Raw genomic sequence first — 19,493 nt, 5'->3', positions numbered from 1 at the left:
GTCGGCCACGACCCCCTCATACCCCCTGGCAGTGTGCCTTATCAAAGGTCGTGCATTTCGTAAAGTTATTTGTGGGACAGCACACTAGGAGCGGTACAGGCCGTGAGATGCGATGTAGGACAACACGGCGTCAGGCATCAGATATCTTACGGATTCACCCCTCCCTATCCTTCTTCTTATCTCAGTGGAGGATATCTCGACTCCCTGGGAATCAATGACACTCACTTTCTGTCTCCGCAATTCCTCCGGTTCCGGTGTTTTGCAGCCGGGCCTTCTTACCGCAACCACTGTGCATTCATCCAGGATCTTTTCCGGGTCTTTCCAAGTCCCCAGTTCCGCCAGGCTGTCCGAACCCATGATAAGATAGAGGGCCGCTTCCTTGCCGACAACGTTCCTGAACGAAACGATGGTCCTCACCGTGAAGGATATCTCATCCGATTTCACCTCTATGTCGCTCAGCTCGAAGAAAGGATTGCCGCGGATCGCAAGCGAAGTCATTTCAATCCTGTCTTTCGCGGGAGACAGATAGTTCCTCTCCTTGTGCGGAGGACGCCCGCTGGGCACGAAAATCACCTTGGACAACCCGAGCTTCGTCCGCGCCTCCTCGGCGATAAAAAGATGCCCGAAGTGTATCGGGTCAAATGTGCCCCCCATGAGTCCGATTTTCATCTCTATTTGTTCAGCGCTTCTCCGGGTTTCCCTTCTTTGAGCTTCTTTTCAACGGCCAGGATCCGTTGGTCGGCTTTTCTTCCCAGATGGCTGTCCGGATTGTCGTCTTTGACCTTGTTGTAGGCAGCGATAGCTTCATTCCAGAGTCCTTGCTTTTCGAACGAAATCCCTTCCTCATACATCGCGAGAAGTGCCCATTCTGTATCTGAGAAACTTACTATAGTGTTCTCAAAGTACTTCCTTGCAACCTCCGGATGCCCCAGTTTCAGATAGACCAGACCCGCCCTGTACTCTTTCTCTGCCAGTCTCGATCGGCACACTTCCGCCATTTTCTGTGCTTCCAGAGCGGCCGGAGTTCCTTCGTACTCTGATTCGGCATGTTCAAACTGAGCAAGCGCCCTAAGGGTCATTTCCTGATCAAAAGGAGCAGGCCTGGATTGGCCGAAGTAGCAGAGCCCGAGCTCGTACTCCGCCTGGGCGGTGAATTCGCCTTTCGGAAAGTCCTGAACCAGCCTCTCGAACTCGGCGACCCCGAGCGCATACTCCTTAGTCTTGAGATAGGAGCTCCCCAGGTAGTAGATGGCCTCGCCGGTGAGAGATGTGCCCGGGAAATCCGACACAAATTGCTTCAGAAGCTCGATAGCAGAATCGTATTTCTTCTGATCATATGCCTCTCTTGCCACTTCCAAACGGGCGGCCGGATCGCGCAGCAGAGGGGCCTCTGTCGCAGCGCATCCCGCAATCAAGACCACCATGAAGAAAGTGGCGAGTTTTCTCATCACAGGAAGAGGTGAATCCCAGGGAAATTCATCACTTGGCAGAATAGAAAAGGGAGATGAGGCCGACGACTATTCCGGTCACGAGCAGCGGTTCGAGAAACCTCCCGATACCTTTTCTGTGGAGAGTGGGCTTCGAAAACGGAAACGATTTTCCCTCAAGGGAAGAAAGCGCACTGGCAGGCAGCACGTCCTTCATCTGCTTCTCATCGCTTCCAGTCCAGACAAGCTCACCGGATGGCATCTGGATAAGCCGGGCATGCACGTTCGCCTTTGCGATTCTCTCAACCATCAGGCCGGCTACGAGATATTTCCTCCAGCACCTGGCATATTCAAGGCTCATCTCGGCAATCCTGTACTCCAGTCTATATCCGACATCCGAGGAATTCGGTGGGGTCGAATCCTCCCGCACGGTCTCTTTGACGGCGCCCGAGTCACCATGACTGAACGTAACACAGATATCCTTCTTCGAGTTCTTCAATGAGCTCGCAAGCGCTTCTTCAAGAAGCCAACTTCCTTCACTCACTGAAAGACCGGCCAGTTCGACGGTTGCACCTCGCGGGAGAGGAATGTCACTAATGAGATTGCCGGCCACCTTGGCCGCAAGTTCTTCCATCATGGCCATGTTCGTAGGCGGCGAAGAGAGCGCAATCCGGCAAGGCGAAAGAAGAAAAACCAGGGCCGAAATCCATAGACAGTTGACGACTGATATCTTCTCTCTCAACTACCTCTCTCCTTTCTTCAGGTGCCTTCGATGCACCTGAACTCTCCTTCGAGATCGTAAGCTTCCGTCCCCGTTATTCTAACATCTGCAAATCCAGGTTTCATAGAGATTGTTTTCCTGACCCTGACCGCTCCATCAACCTCCGGTGCCTGCGAACTCATTCTCCCCAGGAAGCAGTCTCCGTTCTCCTGTTCGATAAGAACGCGGACCTCTGTGCCATTGTACGATTCGTTTATTTCAGACGAAATCATCATCTGGACTTCCATCAGCCTGTTGACTCTTTCCAGCTTCACCTCGTCTCTAACTTGACCGGGAAGCAATGAGGCCTCGGTTCCTTCCTCCCTGGAATACGAAAAGACGCCCAGGTGCTCGAATCTGAATCTCTCAACGAACGAGAGGAGTTCTTCGAACTCTTCACCGCTCTCCCCCGGGAATCCGGCTATCAATGAGGTCCTGATTGCCGCGCCGGGCAGCCGTTTTCTCACGGCCTCCAGGCGGGACATGAGCTCGTCAGCGTCCATCCTCCTCTTCATTTTTCTGAGTATCCTGGACGAGACATGCTGAATCGGCATGTCAAGGTACCGGCACACTTTTCTGGAAGAGGCAACCATATCGAGAAGCTCTTCCGTCACTGTTGACGGGTGCAAGTAGAGAAGTCTGATCCACTCAAATCCTTCAATTCCTTCGAGGCCGGACATCAAGTCAGGAAGAGCCGGCTCTCCATAGAGGTCCGTCCCGTACGAACCAGTGTCGTTCGAGATTATCGAGATCTCCTTTACGCCATTCTCGGCAAGTTTGCCTGCCTCCTGTAGGATCTCATCAATTGGCCGGCTTCGAAACGGTCCCCTGAGGGAAGGTATCATGCAATACGAGCATTCGTTGTCACAGCCCTCCGAGACTTTCAGGTAGGATGAGACTCTTCCGTTCTTTTCGTCTCTGAGCGCCCCTCCGTAGCTTCCGCCTGGATCCTTGACACGCACGATCCCCTTCGGATTTTTCTCAAGGTCATCAATCACATCGCCAATCTCAGACCATGATCCCGTTCCGATGACGGCATCAATTCCGTTGATCTCGGCGAGAAGTCTTTCCCCGTATCTCTGACTAAGACATCCGCACACAATCAGTTTCTCAAGATTCCCTTTTGTCTTCAGGGCGGCAAGAGAAAACGCTGCTTCTATGGATTCCTCTTTTGCGGGGTCTATGAAGGCACACGTATTCACAACAGCCAAATCGGCTTCGGCCGGGTCATCAGTCAAAATGAAGCCTTTTTTCACAAGCAGGGATGACATCGACTCCGAGTCAATCTCGTTCTTTGGACATCCCAAGGTAAGAACAAAACACTTCTTCATGCTCATCTGCCGGTTTCCCGCCTCGTGTCTGATCGCGCTCCAACACTATGTCCGGAAGCTGCGCTCCTCCCTCTTCTCCGATTCCGCACGGCACACTAGGGAATCGTGAACACCTCATGCGCCATCTTTGGATTCAAGGATATGTCACTGAGCACGAACTTCTTTGTGCCGGTTTCTTCTTCAACCGTAATCTGTCTCACGACCCAGAGCTTTTTGTCAATCCAGAGGGAGACGCTGACCGGTCCCTCCTCTCCCTCCACACTTCCCAGCAGCTTGACGCAGCCGAACTTCCCGATCATCTCGCTGCCCGAAGCCTCAAACTTTCCGGATTCGAGAAATTCGACGAAGAACATCCCAGGCGAGGATCCCAGTTTCTCTCCTCCGGAGACCTTGAAAGGTTCTTCGCCCGGAACAGACACAAAGAGGTTCTCGCCGTCGGAAGCGACAACCTTACCTTTCGGAATGCTAAACTCAACCCGGAATTTCCCTGGCAGCATCGCTGCGACTTTTCCCTTTGAGACGGTCGTCTCACGCCCATCAGACGATACATCTTTCTCAACAAAGGCAAACGAGATGGTCTTCAGACCATCATAAGTGCTTCGCACCTTGCCCACGATCTCGGTGCTGGAGAGACAGAAACACCCTGAAGGAAGAAGCAAGGAGAACACAAACGAGAAAAACAGGCGCGGGATTGAACGCAACGGGTGAACTTGGAGCTTCATCGTTTAGTCCTGGACATCCCGCCCACGGTCTGCGGGACGTGCCAATCTTTCTCCGAAAGGTGTTTAGGTGAGATTCTTCTCCTTCAGATAATCCTCGCTGACGAGAACCTCTCTTGCTTTGCTGCCTTCAAAAGGTCCTACGATTCCTGCTTCCTCGAGCATGTCCATGAGCCTCGCTGCTCTCGAGTAGCCGACCTTCAGCCTTCTCTGAAGAAGCGAAATCGATCCCTGCTGATGGAAAACCACAAGTTTAAGCGCTTCCTGAAAAAGCTCATCGTCTCCAAGGGATTCCCCGTCATCCACGGCGACCGCTTCGGTCAGCTCCTTCGTATCCGCGGGCCCACCCTGCTGCTTGAGAAACTCCACAACCTTCTGAGTCTCCTTCTCCGAGACGAAGGAACCGTGCACCCTGTACGGCTCTGCCTTGCCCGCCGGCAGGAAGAGCATGTCCCCGGAGCCGAGGAGTGTCTCACCGCCATTCATGTCAAGGATTGTTCTGGAATCCGTCTTGCTCGCAACCTGGAATGCTATTCTGGACGGGAAATTCGCCTTTATTACGCCGGTAATGACATCAACTGACGGCCTCTGAGTCGCGACGATCAGGTGAATCCCGACCGCCCTCGACATCTGGGCAAGCCGGCCGACTGGCTCCTCAATCTCCATCGGAAGAACCAGCATCAAATCTGCCAGCTCATCAATAATCGAAACTATGTACGGAAGCTTACCCTCTCCTTCGGAGTCAGACACACTCTCATTGTAGTTCTCGATATTTCTGACACCCATGTGAGCAAGGAGTTTGTATCTTCTTTCCATCTCGCCAACAAGCCATCTTAACGCCCTCGACGTCTGCCGGGGATCGGTCACGACCGGCATGAGCAGATGAGGTATGCCGTTGTATGCCGTCAGCTCAAGCATCTTTGGATCTATGAGGAGAAGTCTTAGCTGCGGAGGCGTGAGCCTGAAAAGAAAACTCATGATTATCGTATTTATGCACACACTTTTCCCGGATCCGGTTGCGCCGGCTATCAGGAGATGAGGCATTTTCTCCAGGTCGGCATAAAAGCACTCACCGGAAACGTCCTTGCCGAGGGAGATCAAGAGCTTTCCCCGTGAGTTTCTGTAACCTTCGGCTGAGAGCGTCTCTCTCAAAGAGACACGTGAGGGCGCCTTGTTCGGAATCTCGATACCGATGGTGCCCTTCCCGGGGATAGGTGCAACTATTCTGATTCTCTCGGCCTTCAGGGCCAGGGCGAGGTCATCCGAGAGATTGACGACCTGGTTTACCTTGATCCCGGACGCAGGTTCAAACTCAAATGTCGTAATCACCGGTCCCGGGTGAACCTCCGTCACCTTCCCGTTCACGCCAAAATCGGAAAGCTTCCCTTCAAGGATCTTCGAGCTCTCAATGAGCTCTCCCTCAGAGATAGATCCCTGAGAAGCAGGGATTTCGTCAAGAAGAGAAACCGGTGGGAGCTGAAATTCCTTTTGCTCCCTGCTCTCAGCCGGAGTCGCTGCCTTCTCAATCTCAACCCTCACCGGCCCCGGTTCGGCCTTCGGCGGAACATCCACCTTGTGTGAAACTATCCTGGGAGGAGTCTTCTCTTGCCTTGCCGCACGGAGCTTCCCTGACTCACCTGAGGTAAGCCCGTCCGCCGCGACAGCGTCTCGCTTCACCACTTTGGGCTTCCTGTTCTTCTCTCTCCTTTTCTCGAGGAACTCCCGAATCGCGAGAGAGATCCTCGCGGCAGGCACACGCAGGAGCCAGCCGAGCAGGCCGTACGCCTTTCCAAGGGCGGATTCACTCACAGCAAGTAGAACGACAAACAAGAGGCCGGCCAGAACGACATAGGCACCGGCAGTTCCGAACAGGGAAGCCAGAGAACCGCCGAGAGAGGCGCCGAGGTCGCCGGAAACAGACTTGAGCCTCTGGGATATTCCCGCAATCGACGAGACTATCAGGAAACCGGCGACGGTAATGCCGTTCTTGAATGCCAGGCCTCCCGGGGAGGCACTCCGCACCCTGTTCACGCCCCAGAGGAAAAGAAAAACCGGAATGAGTGCCGCGAGGGGGATCCCAAAGAACTTGAAACTCCAGCTGGAAAAGAGCGCACCGACTATTCCGCCCCAGTTGCCCGGGGACTCCCCTCTTTCCCTGCCGAGGTCCTGAGGATTGAAGCTGGCAAGGCTCAGTGCGGTGAGAAGGGCAAGAGAAACAAGAAGGACCCCAAGAATCCTATTCTTTGTCCTCAGGGTCATGTTGCTCAGGATAGGCACAAGATCTCCCTAGTGTCGTGTCCTGTAAGTTCCTTGTCCATGTCTTTGCCCCCCGGACACGACACTTTCATAGGGGCTTCTCGCCCCTCTGACGCTTCAGGATGCTCCTACTCGTCGCATCCCTACGCTGTCACCCCTTAAGGGGGTCGGCCACGACCCCCTCATACCCCCTGGCAGTGTGCCTTATCAAACACCCTGCCTTTAGTAAAGCTATTTCTGGGACGGCACACTAGGTCCCAAGCTCCCAGGCGGAAAGATAGTTCTTTTGCTCTTCGGTAAGCTCGTCGATGGCTATGCCAAGCGACTTGAGTTTCAGCCTTGCCACCTCTTTGTCAATTTCAGGCGGGACTTTGTACACCTTGCTCCCGAGACCCTTTCCATTTTTGATCAAATACTCAACAGAGAGTGCCTGGTTGGCGAAACTCATGTCCATTACGGTTGCCGGATGTCCCTCAGCGGCGGCAAGATTGATCAGTCTCCCTTCGCCGAGTAGATTTATCCTCTTGCCCGAGCGAAGCTGATACTCCTCGACGAACGGCCTGACCGTACGTTTGCCTTTGGAGAGAGACTCAAGTGTCTTGATATCGATCTCGACGTTGAAGTGCCCGGAGTTCGCCACCACCGCGCCGTCCTTCATTTTTTCGAAATGCTCTTTCCTGAGAACGTTCACATTGCCGGTAACAGTGACAAACACGTCTCCCTTTTGAGCCGCATCACTCATAGACGTTACTTCGTAACCGTCCATCAGGGCTTCTAGGGCGCGCAGAGGATCAACTTCGCACACAATCACCTTAGCCCCCATTCCCTTTGCCCTGATCGCCACTCCCCTGCCGCACCAGCCATATCCGCACACCACAAATGTCGAACCGGCATAAAGCATGTTTGTGCATCTCAAGATTCCGTCTATGGTGCTTTGTCCGGTGCCGTACCGGTTATCGAAAAGATGCTTTGTGTCTGCGTCGTTCACCGCAATGATCGGGTAGGCAAGCACGCCTTTGGATTCCATACTTCTCAGTCTCAAGACTCCGGTTGAAGTCTCCTCCGTTCCACCGATTATTTTCTTGATCAGCCCTTTTTTCTCCGAGTGGAGCATCGATACCAAGTCGGCGCCATCGTCCATCGTCACATCCGGCTCCTGCCCAAGCACGCTCTCTATGTGAGAATAGTATGTCTTGTTGTCCTCGCCTTTGATAGCGTAGACCGACACACCGAAATCGCTCGCAAGGGAAGCGGCCACATCATCCTGTGTGCTCAGCGGATTGGACCCGCAGAGGGAAACCTTTGCGCCTCCACGCACCAACGCAGCCATGAGATTTGCGGTTTCACTTGTGACATGGAGGCATGCACCAATCACAACGTTCTCAAGTGGTTTCTCTCTCTCAAATCTCTCGCTTATTAGGTCGAGCACTTTCATGTTTCTTGATGCCCATTCAATCTTCAACTTTCCGCTCGTGCTAAGCGAAAGATCTTTAACCTCTGAAGCCGTATCCCTCATCTCTTCTCCTTTCCCGCTACCGCTATGCGAATCAAGAACTAGACAGACCTCATCAGTTCAGCAACTTTGTCGAGAAGCTCCCAGGTGAAGCCCTCCTCCTGCCTCCCGAAGTGTCCATAGACGGCGGTCTTTCTGTAGATCGGCCTTCTTAGTTTCAATTCCTCAATGATGCCGAGAGGCGTAAGTTGAAAATTCTTCTCCACGATGCCGACCATGACCTCATCGGGAACTTTTCCGGTTCCGAAGCTGTCAACCATTATCGACACGGGATTGGGCTCGCCGATGGCATATGCGAGCTGGATTTCACACTTGTCGGCAAGGCCGGCTCCAACAATGTTTTTGGCGATATGCCTCGCCTGATATGACGCCGACCTGTCCACTTTGGTAGGATCCTTCCCTGAAAAACACCCTCCTCCATGGCTTCCGACGCCTCCGTAGGTGTCAACAATTATCTTGCGTCCTGTGACTCCGGTGTCGGCCTTTGGGCCGCCTTCAACGAATCTCCCGGTTGGATTCACGTGGTAGCTTATGTCTTTGGGGCTGCCCAGATGAGGTGGAATGATCGGGGTGACAACCTTTTCTACGACATCCTTGTAGATTTTCTCGTGAGTCACGTCCTGGTGATGCTGAGTGGAGACGACCACGGTCGGCACCCTGACCGGTTTTCCGTCCTCGTATTCCACCGTTACCTGAGACTTTCCGTCAGGTCTCAGATAAGGGAGCACGCCGGTCTTTCGCAGTTCGGAGAGCCTCCTTACTATCTTGTGGGCAAGGACTATCGGAAGAGGCATAAACTCCTCGGTCTCTCTGGTCGCGTAACCGAACATCATTCCCTGGTCGCCGGCACCTGCCTTGTCAACGCCGAGTGCTATGTCCTGCGACTGGTCATCAATTGATGTGATCACTGCGCAGGTTTCATAGTCGAATCCATATGATGCATCCGTGTATCCGATCTCCCTTATGATTTCCCTCACGATTTTCGGAATTTCCACGTAGCAGTCTGTCCCCATTTCTGCGGAGACAAAGGCCAGCCCAGTGGTCACAAGTACCTCGCAGGCAACCCTTCCCGTCGGATCCTTTTCCATTACCGCATCAAGTATTCCGTCAGAGATCTGATCCGCTACTTTGTCCGGATGCCCCTCGGTCACTGACTCAGAAGTAAACAGGTGACGACCAGCCATTCCAGGTACCTCCCTCGTTAGGTCAATTGAATCTCGGATGAATCTCCAACATTGAGCTTCTTGAATGCGCCCTCCACGATCGAGCGCTCACCGACGACCGATGCGTCCAGGAGCATATCCTGAACGGAAGCTCTCTCGTTTATTATCGAGTTTCTCACGATTGAGTTCTTCAAGCTAACAAATGCGGCAACCGAAACGTGCGGGCCTACGATGGAGTTCTCAATTTTGGCCGAAGGATCGATTGCGACAGGCGGGATTATGATTCCGCTATCTATCTTGCATGGTTTTGAATTCATGTTGAGGAGCTCCCTGTTGGCCTCAAGGAGCGTTTCGGTCTCCCCACAATCCATCCATTTCTCGATCGGAAAGACCCCTATCTTCTCTCCCTTCTCTATCATGAGCTCAAGGGCATCCGTAAGCTGATACTCACCCTTGGTTCTCACCTTGCTTCTTATGAGCTCGCCCAGACATTCAAACAGGAGCTTTGAATTGACAAGGTAGTATATGCCGACAATGGCAAGATTGCTGCGCGGTTTGTCCGGCTTCTCGACAAGCCGTTGCACCACGCCATTTGATGTCTCAACAACCCCGTACCTCGATGGGTCTGGAACAGCTTTGACTCCGATGAGACTGCTCTGGCCGTCAACGATCCCTGAGAAATCAGCCTGGAATATAGTGTCCCCCAGTACTATCAAAACCGGAGCATCCCCAATGTGCTTCTGGGCCAGGAATATCGCATGTCCGAGCCCTCTTCTTTCCCTCTGCTCCACATAGGATACCTGAATCTTGTAATGGCTATCGACGAATTCCCTTATCCTCTGACCCATGTGGCCGATGATTAGCACCACTTCGGTAATTCCCAGGCCCACAAGTTCATCAAGGATGTGCGCTACAATTGGCTTTCCTGCAACGTTGATCAGCGCTTTCGGGACCGTATGTGTGTGAGGCCTCAACCTTGTGCCTACACCTGCTACCGGAATCACCGCTTTAGCTTTCATCTCCTCCTTCTCCACCTGGCCGACATCCCTGCCCCAGTCATCCGGATATCCCTGTTCCGTCCGCTCGAGGAGCCAAGGTATGCCGGTCTTCTTGAGGTCAGCGCCGCTTGGCCAGAATGAACTTGAGCCTGTCGATTGAAAGGGTCGCCGCCGGGTCAACACCATTCAAGAAGGCGAGATAGATACTAGCATGGTCACCCAGGCAAATCAAAGAGAATGTTCTGGAAAGAGGTCCCTTACCCTCAGTTGAGAGTTCCTCGCTGGCTATTCCTGCCTCCGTGAGGACCACCCGGGTCGCCTCGACCCTGAGAGAGTTTCTTTCCCCTTCATCCCGGTCCCTCAGGAAAAGGACGCGAGCGTCCCTTCTGAGTGATTCGGGAAACTTGTAGCCCTCAATCTCATTGTGATTGAGCTCGGGAAGCCTGTTTGCATGGCAGAAAGTCTTCGCATTTTCCTCGAACTGATTCTTCCATCGTATTCCAACACAGTGTGTTAATGATGCAGAACTATAGACGATGGGCGCCTTCCCGTGCAGCCGTTTCGCCAGGAGTTTTGCCGGGTTGTTTTCTTCCGGGGAGGATTCCTTGCAGGCCAACACTTTCTTTCCCGTAACCTCAAGAGCTTCGGACACCTCAGCCTCGACCCTCTCTTTCTTGAACCCCGGAATCTCGTCCTTGACGCCGGAAAGAGCACCAAGAACAGAGAAGAGGCTCGACCCAAGCGCCGCTCTAGGCCTCATGCCTGAAGGAAGCTCCACGTGCGGCAAGCCTTTCTTCTTTGACTGCTCAAGCAGCTCCCCACCCGAGGCGACTGTGAGGATCCTTACTCCCTCAATCTCCAGCGCCTCCCTGAATACAGAGAGGGTCTCCTCCGTGTTGCCCGAGTAGCTCGAGCAAATCACCAGACTGTTCTTCTCTACGAACCCCGGGAGATAGTAGTCCCTACGGACGGAAAACGGAATTTTGACGGAGTCCTCAAACGTCGATGAAAGCAAGTCACCTGCAATGGCAGACCCGCCCATCCCACAGAACGCAACTGAAGAAATCTCTCCGAACCTGATGCCATTCAGGGCTGCCCTTCCGGTTTCAAACCCTCGCCCGGCGAGGTCAGCCATTGATGATGCAAGGTCCAGCATGCCTTCAGGATCGATTTCTGCACGCCGAGGCAGATTATCTAAGGAAACCATTTGCACCCCCAAGGAAAACTTGGCCCTCTACACTTATGCCGAACTCGGCAGATAAGCAGATTTGTGATTGTTCCTATCCTTGATTCCGAGTGAGCAATACCCTGGAGAAAAAGTCTAGATATTGCAGATCAAGAACTGTGGAAACTTGTCTCCTACCCTCTCCAATATCGCACCCTTGACTTCGGTTGCCGTGGAAAGTAGAAGAACATGCTCGGCGAGTTCCTTCAGCTCAGAGTACTTTGCCGAACGGATCGCCGTCTTTATCTCCGGTAGAACAAATGGACTTACGCTTAGCTCATCTACCCCCATCCCGACAAGCAGAAGAGCGCCGAGAGGGTCACCACCCATCTCTCCACAGACCCCGACCCATATGTGGTTTGCATGGGCTGCATCCACTGTCATCTTCAGAGCCCTCAAGATGGCGGGATGGAAGGGCTCGTAGAGTTGAGCAATCCTCTCGTTTCCTCTGTCCACAGCAAGAGTGTATTGAATCAGATCGTTCGTTCCGATGCTGAAGAAATCAGTTTCCTTTGCCAGCAACTCGGATGTGATGACCGCAGACGGCGTTTCCACCATTATCCCTATCTCGGTGTCTGCGTTAACAGCTTTCCCTTCTTTTATCAGCTCTTCCTTAACCTCGCCACAGATGGCATTGGCTCTTCTCAGCTCCTCGAGGGCCGACACCATCGGGAACATCACCTTCACATTTCCCTTGGCTCCGGCCCTGAAAATCGCTCTCAACTGTGTTCTGAATATCTCTTCCCTCTGGAGCGAGAATCTTATGCCCCTCCATCCCAGGAACGGATTGGATTCCTTGTTCGTGCCAAGATACGAGGCAAATTTGTCTCCACCTACGTCCACTGTTCTTATTATTACCGTCTTGGGATAGACTCTTTCTGCGATGCTACGATAGTTTTCGTATTGTTCTTCCTCCGTCGGGAGTCTCGACTGGGCAAGATAGAAGAACTCGGTTCTATAGAGCCCGATTCCCTGGGCTCCGCTCCCGATCGCCCCTTCTATGTCTTCCGGAAGTTCCATGTTGGCTGATAGCTCTACACCGTGACCATCAACTGTCACGCTTGGGAGGCTCTTTATGTCTCCAAGGTCCTTCTCATGGGCCATTATCTGTTTACGCTTCTTTTCATAGAACCTGAGAGTCTTTTGAGAAGGGTTGATTACGACCTTGCCTGTCGAGCCGTCTATGACTGCAGTTTCCCCCATTCCTGCGATCTTGGTCACATTCTTCAAGCCGACAACCGCGGGTATCCCCCGTGCGCGCGCCATTATTGCAGCATGCGAGGTCCGCCCGCCAACGTCTGTCGCAAAGCCAAGTATCTTCGCTTTGTCCATCAAGGCAGCCTCGCTGGGCGCCAGGTCATGAGCAATGAGGAGAGCCTTGCCTCCGATCCTCGAAAGCCCGACTCCCTTTTCTTCAAGCAAATTTCGCAAGACTCTTTTCTTAACGTCCCTCACGTCCAGGGCCCTGTCTCTGAGGTATTCGTTGGAAGAGGTTTCCATGCTGTCGGCTATTTTGGAAACGATTGCCCTGAACACGTATTCAGCGTTTTTCCCTTTCTGTCTTATCGCTTTTATCGTATTTTCAATTGCAAGCTCATCTTCCAGAATCATCAGGTGGGCATCAAAAATTTTCGCGTACTCTTCGCCCATCTCCTCCTTGAGCGCCGACCTTATTCGTCCGACCTCTTTCTTGGTCTTCTCCACGGCGGCAAGGAACCTTTTTACCTCGGATGCCACGCGGCTCTTGGATATTTTCCTCTCTTCCACGACGACCTCTTCTCTTGGAAGGAGGAATACCTTTCCGATAGCCACTCCGGGAGAAACTCCTATCCCCGAAACTGATATTTCCTTTTCCTCACTCATTCCTACTTTTCTCCAAACCTTGACTTCACGAGCGAGACCAAGGCTTGAACCGCCAGGTCCTCGTCGGTCCCTTTGGCTTTTATTGTTATCCTGCTCCCCCGCTCTGCGGCCAGCGTGAGGATTCCCATTATGCTCTTTCCGTTGATCTGGACCCCATTCTTCACCACAAAGATTTCAGAGCTGAACTTGGACGCCTCCTTGACAAACTCTGCAGCGGGCCTTGCGTGAAGACCAAGCTCATTGTCTATCTCCACAGTCGCCTCGCTCATGCCCATCTCAGAAGGAGCGGCGCGATTCCATGCCGAAGCAGGCCCAGTGCATCCCCGCCGGTCAGAATGCAGGCAAAAAGAACCAGAAGGGTCACGGCCAGTGTCAGTATGATTGCGACAGCAGTCGCTCCAAGAATCCTCTTTCTCAGCAAGTAGTAGGAAACCAGGGCGCCTCCAAGAAACAAGATAGCGCCTTTGCTGCCCGTACCGGCGCCCATCAGGAAAAAGGCGGCGGTGTAGGTTCCGCCGAGGAACGCGCCGGTGATTCCGAGCCACTTCGAAAGAGCCAAAGGGCTTATCCTTCCTCCTGTTTTCGTGACCGCGAGGCCTGCGTCGTACCCCGAGAACACTCCCCTCAGCCGGTAATAGAGATGAGGAACATTATAGCTTACAAGAAGAAAAACAACACCAGCAAAGGTATCTCCCCGTGAGACGAGTAAGATGCCGAGGAGCGCTGACAGGGGTCTTAAGGTGCCCCAGAACAGTTCATCTCCGACCGAACCAAAGAAGCTTGAGATCGAGCCCTTGAACCTGACAAGCTCCTCGTCGCTAAGTCCCTTCCCTGAGAGTCTGTCTTCCTCCAGCCTGGCTGTCGCCCCGATGGCATAAGATGCCATGACGGGATTGGTATTGAAAAAACCAAGATGTCTTCTCATGAAAGAAACAAGCTCGGCTTTTGATCCGGACAGACGCCTGGCGACCGGGACAAGGGAGAAGCAGAATCCAAGTGCCTGCATCCTTTCGTAGTTCCACGATCCCTGAAGATAGAATGCCCTCAATCCGGCAAGGAGCAAATCAGTTCTCCTGACTTTTCTCCCGCCTTTCATAGCAAATGTCCCCAGGCAAGACAGGCCGCGAAAACCAGGCCGAGAACGAAGGGCACAATCCTTGATTTCTTTCTAACAAATATCGCACAGAATATCGAGATACCCATCGACCAGATGACAATCTGCACGGGCTGAAATGCGGGAGAGAGGGTCGAGCCCAGCTTCGGGAGGACCGCCAATCCCGAGATAAGAAGAACCAGAAGACCGGAGGCGGTAACCAGAATGCCTCGTACGAACGAAACAACCACCCCGACCAGGTGGAGTAACTCAAGAGAAGCGACCTTTCCTTCCCTCGCAAACTCGTCCGCACGCCGCATCAGCGATTCATTCATCCTTCGCATGTATATTACAGTCCTTGCACCGATAATCCCGAAACCGAGCGAAATGAGAAGCGACCAGAGAAGAACAGCGTTGCCGTCGATCCCGGGCAGGTTCTTCTTGAGAAGAATCGCGCCGCCGGTTCCGATTACGCCGGCGGTGGCGCCGTCCGGGAACGCCGACGCTCCAACCGGAAGAGAACCGCCCCACACTATCTGAAAGAGGGTCCCCAGAACCGCTCCGGTGGTCACATCTCCAAGAATAAGCCCGGTCACGACCGCGTTGACAAGCGGCTGGCTAATCATGACCTGCCACGCGGCGGTTGAATCCAGGCTTGAGATTCCCCCCGCGATTATGATTTTGAGAATCTCCGCCATGTGTTCACCTGTTCCTGAAGCGCAGGGTGAGCTCCGTTTGCCAGATTTCACCGGGCGGGATGGCGATCTCCCAGAGCGGCATCACCGACGAGCATTGAAAAACACGTTCGAGTCCCGATTCGGAAAGCGAGACCGTCTCCACCGGAAATCTCCAGAGCCCTGCGGGAATCTCAAGTGCCAGCTCCAGGGCTGGATGTCCAGAGGACGGCTGAATGACAAATCCATTAGCAATGGCGGAAACGCCCGAGGTTTGGAGATCAAAGGTCGTCTCCCTGTCACCGGAGATCTTGATAATTCTCTTTCCCGCAGAATCTTCCGGAAAAGTGAAGTTGAACTCAATTCCGAAGCGGAGATTGAGAGCCTCTTGTGACCGATTCAGCAACTCATATTCTGCTCTGACGAATGGATGAGACGCATCAACAAAGATTCTCTTCATCACTTCGAGCCTTCTCTTCTCCCCACCGGTCTCCACGCTGCCGGTTCGTGTAAGTGTCGCAAGAGAACTATCCCTTGTTCCTCTGACAGAGAACGAGTAGGAACTGTTAACGAAATCGCCTGCTTCATGGTATCTTGCCGCAGAGAAATCCTCCAGCGCAACCTCCTTACCAAGAAAGTGGTCAAGAAAGCAGCCCCTTTCGTACCAATCATAGAAGAGCTTTTTTTCAAGTCCCTTCTCCTTGGATTTGATCTCGTCGTGTATCGTCCTTACTTCTCCCGTGTCCGCTTCCTCATCCCCGGTACCGGCGCGCAGCCGCTCATGATAAGCCTCGAATCTTCTTGCGAGACAGTTGGCGAAATTGAAATCGTGCTTTCTCCATCCAAGCTCAAATACTCCGCCGCCTTTCTCGGGCTCGATCAGCATGGAAAGCTCTCTTGTCTCCACGAGAATCTCTTCAAACCCGTCCTTGTTGATGTCGAGCACGTGCGTAGAAACATCAAGCCCGCTGTCCAGCGCTTCCCGCGCGACAAGACCCTCTGCAGCGATGAGATTCGAGTAGGCGCTCCCCCTCAAGTGCGGGAGATAAAGTCCCCCGAACACCCCGTGCCAGTACGGGCAGTTCACTTGAGCCCTCCAGATCCAGTCCAGAGCCGACTCGTAAGTGTCCTTCGAGACCTTTTTGTGATTCTTTAGCTCCTCAAGCCTCTCTCTCGCAAAGAGAACGCGTTTGTGAAGCCTATTGCTCTCGGGATACCGGACGAGGAAGTTCCTCCAGAAAGCGCCGTGCACAAACCCGCCGCATTGCTCGTAATGTCCATCTTTTTTCAGCCGATCCACAAATGAAGAGCAAGCCAACTGAGCGGCCGGCGGCAGCGCCCATTCCATCATTTCGGGGTATGATGCCGTCGGAAGATAAATGCGGCCGAGCGGCTTCTCCCGAGCCGCGTATTCTCCGAAGGGAACGGAAAGGAGCCACTCGGAATTCGATTCGACAAGGGAAAAGAATTTCTCGAGCCATCCTTGCTCATAGACCAGCTCGTAGGTCCCCGGCCATACTCCGAACTTCTCGCCATCATCTGCCACTATCACGGCCTCTCCCGGAATCTTCTCCTTCCATTCCGAAAGATAGCGGACAGTCTCTTCGGGCTCATGGAAGGGAATCATGTATCTCAGCCTTTTGCTTATCGGAAAAACATTGAGCGTTTCGCCATCTTCTTCAGTCACAAAGTAGCCGTGAAGCTCACCCTCCGCGATTCCGGTTGAGAGAAAATGATAGTCGTCAACAAGAGTGTACTCGACCCCCGCCTTCCCAATCGGTTTTGCGAGACTTGGCTCCCAGACCCTCTCTGCAAGCCACATCCCTTTCGGAGTCACTCCAAACAGTTTCTCAATCAGCTTGGTGAGCTTCTCAATCTGCCCAATTTTGTCCTGGTCACTGATCGCCGGGAGTATCGGCTCGTAGAAACCCCCGGTCATCGGTTCCACCTGTCCGTTTTCGATCAGTTTTCCGAGGATCTCCACGTATTCGGGTTTTTTGTCAGCCAGCCACTCAAGCAGATTCCCACTCACGTGCAGGCTTATTCTGACGCCCGGATGCTTTTGCAGAGCTTTCAGAAAGGGCAAATATGCTTTCTCGCAGGCAGACTCCAGCACCCATTCGAAGTTTCCAACGGGCTGGTGATTGTGAACTCCAAAGAGAAAATGAATCTTCTTCATTTACGCTCCTCTATCAGGGATATTACATCAATTCCCTTTGCCGTGGGCACATCTCTCGCTTCAAGCCTTATCCCTTTCGCGGCCAGCTTCCTCAACGAGTCTTCGTCTTCGGAATCAAGATAAAGGTAAGGCAGCAATTTCCTTCGCCCTTCCCTGAAATGCACGCCGCCGACATTGACTTCGCTAATGCTCAGCCCTCCCTCGACCAGCTTCAGGAGGTCGGCCGGAGAGCTGACGAGAAGAACCGTCCTTTCGTCATGAGGGACTTTGGATCCGAGAAAATCGAGGGCGTCCGCTAGTGAGAGGATTGTGACCTTGAGACCCTGCGGGGTTGCATTTACGTACGCTTCCTTTTGCCACTCGGTGCCGGCAACGCCATCGTCTGCAATCAGTATCCGGTCAGGCGATAATACCCTCACCCACCCGACCGATACCTGGCCGTGAATGAGACGGTCATCTATCCTGACAAGACAGAGCGGCATTGGCCGTGGCAACGGTCCTAGTCAGATCGAATTGATCTTCTTCCTCTCTCTTCTACTTTCTCAACAAGCTCTGAAATGGGCAATCTCGACCGGTACTGAATGAAAGCCACAATCATTGCGAGGTTAACTCCGCACAACACTCTTGCACTCTTTCTCAGACGGGCAATCGCCTGGCTCGCAACCTCACAACTTCCGCCGACGAGATCAACAAAAAGAATTACTCCGTCCCCGTCATCAATGCCATCTAGTTCTCTGTCGAGCATCTCGACCATGCCCTGAGGCGACAGTCCCTCATTGGATATGGCCTTGAGCCCGCAGTCCTCACCTGCGATCAGTGAACCTGTCCTGATTAGCTCGTCCCCAAGGCGTCCATGAGTCAGAATGAGGCCGTTCACCATATCGAATCAGGCTCGTCCGAACATGGCCGGGAACTACTACTCCAGATCATTTCTCACCCAGCGCTTGGCGAGACTCCTCTCCTTCATCAGCTCGACGAGCTGCCTGTTCAGCTCCCGGGCAGGGTGATAGCCATAGGCCTTCACGAGGTAATTGAGAGCCACAACTTCTGCAATCACCGTAATGTTCTTTCCGGGAATTATGGGTATCGTAACAAATGGTATTTTCACATCCAGGATAGTCGTCGTCTGGTCATCGAGGCCGATTCTTTCATAGTCTCTGCCGTCTGTCCATTCCTGCAGATTCACCTCGACCTCAATCCTCTTCTGAAGCCTGATAGACCTGATCCCGAATATGCCTTGAACATCGATTATGCCAAGGCCTCTTATCTCCATATGGTGTCTCATCAGCTTCCTTCCGGTCCCGACCAGCACGTCGCCGTGCCGCTTCGTGATCGTCACAACGTCATCGGCAACAAGCCTGTGCCCGCGCTCCACAAGATCAAGTGAACATTCGCTCTTGCCGATTCCGCTCTTACCCGTAAACAGTAGACCAATGCCATAAACATCCACAAGCGAGCCGTGCACAATGGTCTCTGGTGCAAAGGCCCAGTCAAGGTAGGCTGTCAGCTCATGTATGAAAGGCGTGGTGGATTGGGGCGTGCGCAGCAGCGGGACGGTATATTTTTCTGCGCATGCCACGCAGTATTCGGGAACCTCCAGTCCCTTTGTCACGATTATGCACGGGACCGGAAACTTGAAAAGGTTATCGATTGCTGCCTTTCTCTGGCTGTCGTTCAGGCTTGCGAGGTAGGCTATTTCCGTCTGACCAAGGATCTGAATACGTTCGTTGAGGAAGTTATCGGTGAAACCGGCCAGGCACAGGCCCGGCCTGTTTGTGTCGCTCACCGTTACCGCGACTTTTGACTCAAGAGAAATTGTGAGTTGCTCGAGTTGAAGCTCTTCTTTGATGTCCTCGTAGAGCTTGGCAGCCGTTATTTTTTCCAACTTCTACTCCAAGAGAGGGAGCGACTTCAGGTTTGCACCCCTCTTGCCTTTCCTGGAAACAAGCTTCTCCTTTCTTTCCCGTACCCTTCTCTCGATAACATCCATGACCTTCTTCAAAGCCTGGCCCATCTCGTCGGACTCGCACTTGCTCACGATCTCGGAACCATTGCCGCTGAGCGTCACCTCGGCAATGTGTCTGTATTTCTCAACCCCCACGATTACATGTGCTTCCACAATCTTTCCAGAGAACCTTTCAAGCTTGTGAAGTCTCGCTTCAGTTTGTTCTTTCAGGGTTTCAGGGAGTTCACAATGCCTCGTCTTGAAGGTTATCTCCATTGTCTGCTCTCCTCCTTCCAGTGCTGTGTCACATAAATTCGCGAACTTATTATGCGGTGCCCCAGCACTTT

Annotated in this window: 19 protein-coding genes; all 19 read right to left on the bottom strand. The window is 53.0% G+C overall.

Going from position 1 to position 19,493, the window contains the following annotated elements; genetic code table 11:
• Positions 1-84: 84 nt before the first annotated feature.
• Positions 85-669: a nicotinate-nucleotide adenylyltransferase gene (gene nadD, locus QME66_05760; GenBank protein ID MDI6808473.1), complete on the bottom strand. Its 585-nt coding sequence runs from the start codon at positions 667-669 to the stop codon at positions 85-87.
• A 2-nt stretch (positions 670-671) separates the two neighbouring features.
• Complete coding sequence (bamD, locus tag QME66_05755; protein MDI6808472.1) at positions 672-1,448, bottom strand: outer membrane protein assembly factor BamD; 777 nt, start codon at positions 1,446-1,448, stop codon at positions 672-674.
• A gap of 31 nt (positions 1,449-1,479) precedes the next feature.
• Complete coding sequence (locus QME66_05750) at positions 1,480-2,169, bottom strand: hypothetical protein (protein MDI6808471.1); 690 nt, start codon at positions 2,167-2,169, stop codon at positions 1,480-1,482.
• 17 nt (positions 2,170-2,186) lie between these two features.
• On the bottom strand, positions 2,187-3,524 hold the full coding sequence (rimO, locus tag QME66_05745) for a 30S ribosomal protein S12 methylthiotransferase RimO (protein ID MDI6808470.1): 1,338 nt from the start codon (positions 3,522-3,524) through the stop codon (positions 2,187-2,189).
• Between the two features lie 89 nt (positions 3,525-3,613).
• Positions 3,614-4,240 carry an outer membrane lipoprotein carrier protein LolA gene (locus QME66_05740; protein ID MDI6808469.1) on the bottom strand — a complete coding sequence of 209 codons (627 nt, stop codon included), beginning with the start codon at positions 4,238-4,240 and terminating at the stop codon, positions 3,614-3,616.
• Between the two features lie 63 nt (positions 4,241-4,303).
• Positions 4,304-6,514, bottom strand: a complete 2,211-nt coding sequence (locus QME66_05735; GenBank protein MDI6808468.1) for a DNA translocase FtsK 4TM domain-containing protein — start codon at positions 6,512-6,514, stop codon at positions 4,304-4,306.
• Positions 6,515-6,743: 229 nt separating this feature from the next.
• Positions 6,744-8,009 carry an adenosylhomocysteinase gene (locus tag QME66_05730; protein MDI6808467.1) on the bottom strand — a complete coding sequence of 422 codons (1,266 nt, stop codon included), beginning with the start codon at positions 8,007-8,009 and terminating at the stop codon, positions 6,744-6,746.
• 38 nt (positions 8,010-8,047) lie between these two features.
• On the bottom strand, positions 8,048-9,190 hold the full coding sequence (metK, locus tag QME66_05725; GenBank protein MDI6808466.1) for a methionine adenosyltransferase: 1,143 nt from the start codon (positions 9,188-9,190) through the stop codon (positions 8,048-8,050).
• 17 nt (positions 9,191-9,207) lie between these two features.
• Positions 9,208-10,188: a sugar phosphate nucleotidyltransferase gene (locus QME66_05720; protein MDI6808465.1), complete on the bottom strand. Its 981-nt coding sequence runs from the start codon at positions 10,186-10,188 to the stop codon at positions 9,208-9,210.
• A gap of 97 nt (positions 10,189-10,285) precedes the next feature.
• Positions 10,286-11,374 (bottom strand): bifunctional phosphoglucose/phosphomannose isomerase, encoded by a 1,089-nt coding sequence (locus QME66_05715; protein ID MDI6808464.1) that lies wholly within the window; start codon positions 11,372-11,374, stop codon positions 10,286-10,288.
• Between the two features lie 114 nt (positions 11,375-11,488).
• Positions 11,489-13,255 (bottom strand): phosphoenolpyruvate--protein phosphotransferase, encoded by a 1,767-nt coding sequence (gene ptsP, locus QME66_05710; GenBank protein MDI6808463.1) that lies wholly within the window; start codon positions 13,253-13,255, stop codon positions 11,489-11,491.
• Between the two features lie 2 nt (positions 13,256-13,257).
• Positions 13,258-13,524: an HPr family phosphocarrier protein gene (locus QME66_05705; protein MDI6808462.1), complete on the bottom strand. Its 267-nt coding sequence runs from the start codon at positions 13,522-13,524 to the stop codon at positions 13,258-13,260.
• Positions 13,521-14,351, bottom strand: a complete 831-nt coding sequence (locus tag QME66_05700; protein ID MDI6808461.1) for a PTS system mannose/fructose/sorbose family transporter subunit IID — start codon at positions 14,349-14,351, stop codon at positions 13,521-13,523. The genes QME66_05705 and QME66_05700 overlap by 4 nt, the downstream gene beginning before the upstream one ends.
• Positions 14,348-15,046 carry a PTS sugar transporter subunit IIC gene (locus tag QME66_05695; protein MDI6808460.1) on the bottom strand — a complete coding sequence of 233 codons (699 nt, stop codon included), beginning with the start codon at positions 15,044-15,046 and terminating at the stop codon, positions 14,348-14,350. The genes QME66_05700 and QME66_05695 overlap by 4 nt, the downstream gene beginning before the upstream one ends.
• 4 nt (positions 15,047-15,050) lie before the next feature.
• Positions 15,051-17,201 (bottom strand): DUF1926 domain-containing protein, encoded by a 2,151-nt coding sequence (locus QME66_05690; protein MDI6808459.1) that lies wholly within the window; start codon positions 17,199-17,201, stop codon positions 15,051-15,053.
• Positions 17,198-17,683, bottom strand: a complete 486-nt coding sequence (locus tag QME66_05685) for a PTS sugar transporter subunit IIB (GenBank protein ID MDI6808458.1) — start codon at positions 17,681-17,683, stop codon at positions 17,198-17,200. The genes QME66_05690 and QME66_05685 overlap by 4 nt, the downstream gene beginning before the upstream one ends.
• A 17-nt stretch (positions 17,684-17,700) precedes the next feature.
• The gene (locus QME66_05680; GenBank protein ID MDI6808457.1) at positions 17,701-18,081 is read right to left on the bottom strand and encodes a hypothetical protein; all 381 of its coding nucleotides are present in this window, start codon (positions 18,079-18,081) and stop codon (positions 17,701-17,703) included.
• Between the two features lie 36 nt (positions 18,082-18,117).
• Positions 18,118-19,086 carry an HPr(Ser) kinase/phosphatase gene (gene hprK, locus QME66_05675; protein MDI6808456.1) on the bottom strand — a complete coding sequence of 323 codons (969 nt, stop codon included), beginning with the start codon at positions 19,084-19,086 and terminating at the stop codon, positions 18,118-18,120.
• Positions 19,087-19,089: 3 nt separating this feature from the next.
• Positions 19,090-19,422 (bottom strand): ribosome-associated translation inhibitor RaiA, encoded by a 333-nt coding sequence (gene raiA / locus QME66_05670; GenBank protein ID MDI6808455.1) that lies wholly within the window; start codon positions 19,420-19,422, stop codon positions 19,090-19,092.
• Between the last annotated feature and the right edge of the window lie 71 nt (positions 19,423-19,493).

This window comes from Candidatus Eisenbacteria bacterium (assembly GCA_030017955.1).
GTDB lineage: Bacteria > Eisenbacteria > RBG-16-71-46 > JASEGR01 > JASEGR01 > JASEGR01.
Note: the sequence above shows the minus strand (reverse complement) of the source record. Positions and strands in the feature narration are given on the sequence as shown.

Excerpts from the sequence above, each read along its gene's own strand:
- raiA (MDI6808455.1), bottom strand. The coding sequence starts at position 19,422 with ATGGAGATAACCTTCAAGACGAGGCATTGTGAACTCCCTGAAACCCTG.
- QME66_05705 (MDI6808462.1), bottom strand. The coding sequence starts at position 13,524 with ATGAGCGAGGCGACTGTGGAGATAGACAATGAGCTTGGTCTTCACGCA.
- QME66_05695 (MDI6808460.1), bottom strand. The coding sequence starts at position 15,046 with ATGGCGGAGATTCTCAAAATCATAATCGCGGGGGGAATCTCAAGCCTG.
- QME66_05680 (MDI6808457.1), bottom strand. The coding sequence starts at position 18,081 with ATGGTGAACGGCCTCATTCTGACTCATGGACGCCTTGGGGACGAGCTA.
- QME66_05700 (MDI6808461.1), bottom strand. The coding sequence starts at position 14,351 with ATGAAAGGCGGGAGAAAAGTCAGGAGAACTGATTTGCTCCTTGCCGGA.
- QME66_05730 (MDI6808467.1), bottom strand. The coding sequence starts at position 8,009 with ATGAGGGATACGGCTTCAGAGGTTAAAGATCTTTCGCTTAGCACGAGC.
- bamD (MDI6808472.1), bottom strand. The coding sequence starts at position 1,448 with ATGAGAAAACTCGCCACTTTCTTCATGGTGGTCTTGATTGCGGGATGC.
- QME66_05715 (MDI6808464.1), bottom strand. The coding sequence starts at position 11,374 with ATGGTTTCCTTAGATAATCTGCCTCGGCGTGCAGAAATCGATCCTGAA.
- QME66_05690 (MDI6808459.1), bottom strand. The coding sequence starts at position 17,201 with ATGAAGAAGATTCATTTTCTCTTTGGAGTTCACAATCACCAGCCCGTT.
- ptsP (MDI6808463.1), bottom strand. The coding sequence starts at position 13,255 with ATGAGTGAGGAAAAGGAAATATCAGTTTCGGGGATAGGAGTTTCTCCC.
- metK (MDI6808466.1), bottom strand. The coding sequence starts at position 9,190 with ATGGCTGGTCGTCACCTGTTTACTTCTGAGTCAGTGACCGAGGGGCAT.
- rimO (MDI6808470.1), bottom strand. The coding sequence starts at position 3,524 with ATGAGCATGAAGAAGTGTTTTGTTCTTACCTTGGGATGTCCAAAGAAC.
- QME66_05685 (MDI6808458.1), bottom strand. The coding sequence starts at position 17,683 with ATGCCGCTCTGTCTTGTCAGGATAGATGACCGTCTCATTCACGGCCAG.
- QME66_05740 (MDI6808469.1), bottom strand. The coding sequence starts at position 4,240 with ATGAAGCTCCAAGTTCACCCGTTGCGTTCAATCCCGCGCCTGTTTTTC.
- nadD (MDI6808473.1), bottom strand. The coding sequence starts at position 669 with ATGAAAATCGGACTCATGGGGGGCACATTTGACCCGATACACTTCGGG.
- QME66_05720 (MDI6808465.1), bottom strand. The coding sequence starts at position 10,188 with ATGAAAGCTAAAGCGGTGATTCCGGTAGCAGGTGTAGGCACAAGGTTG.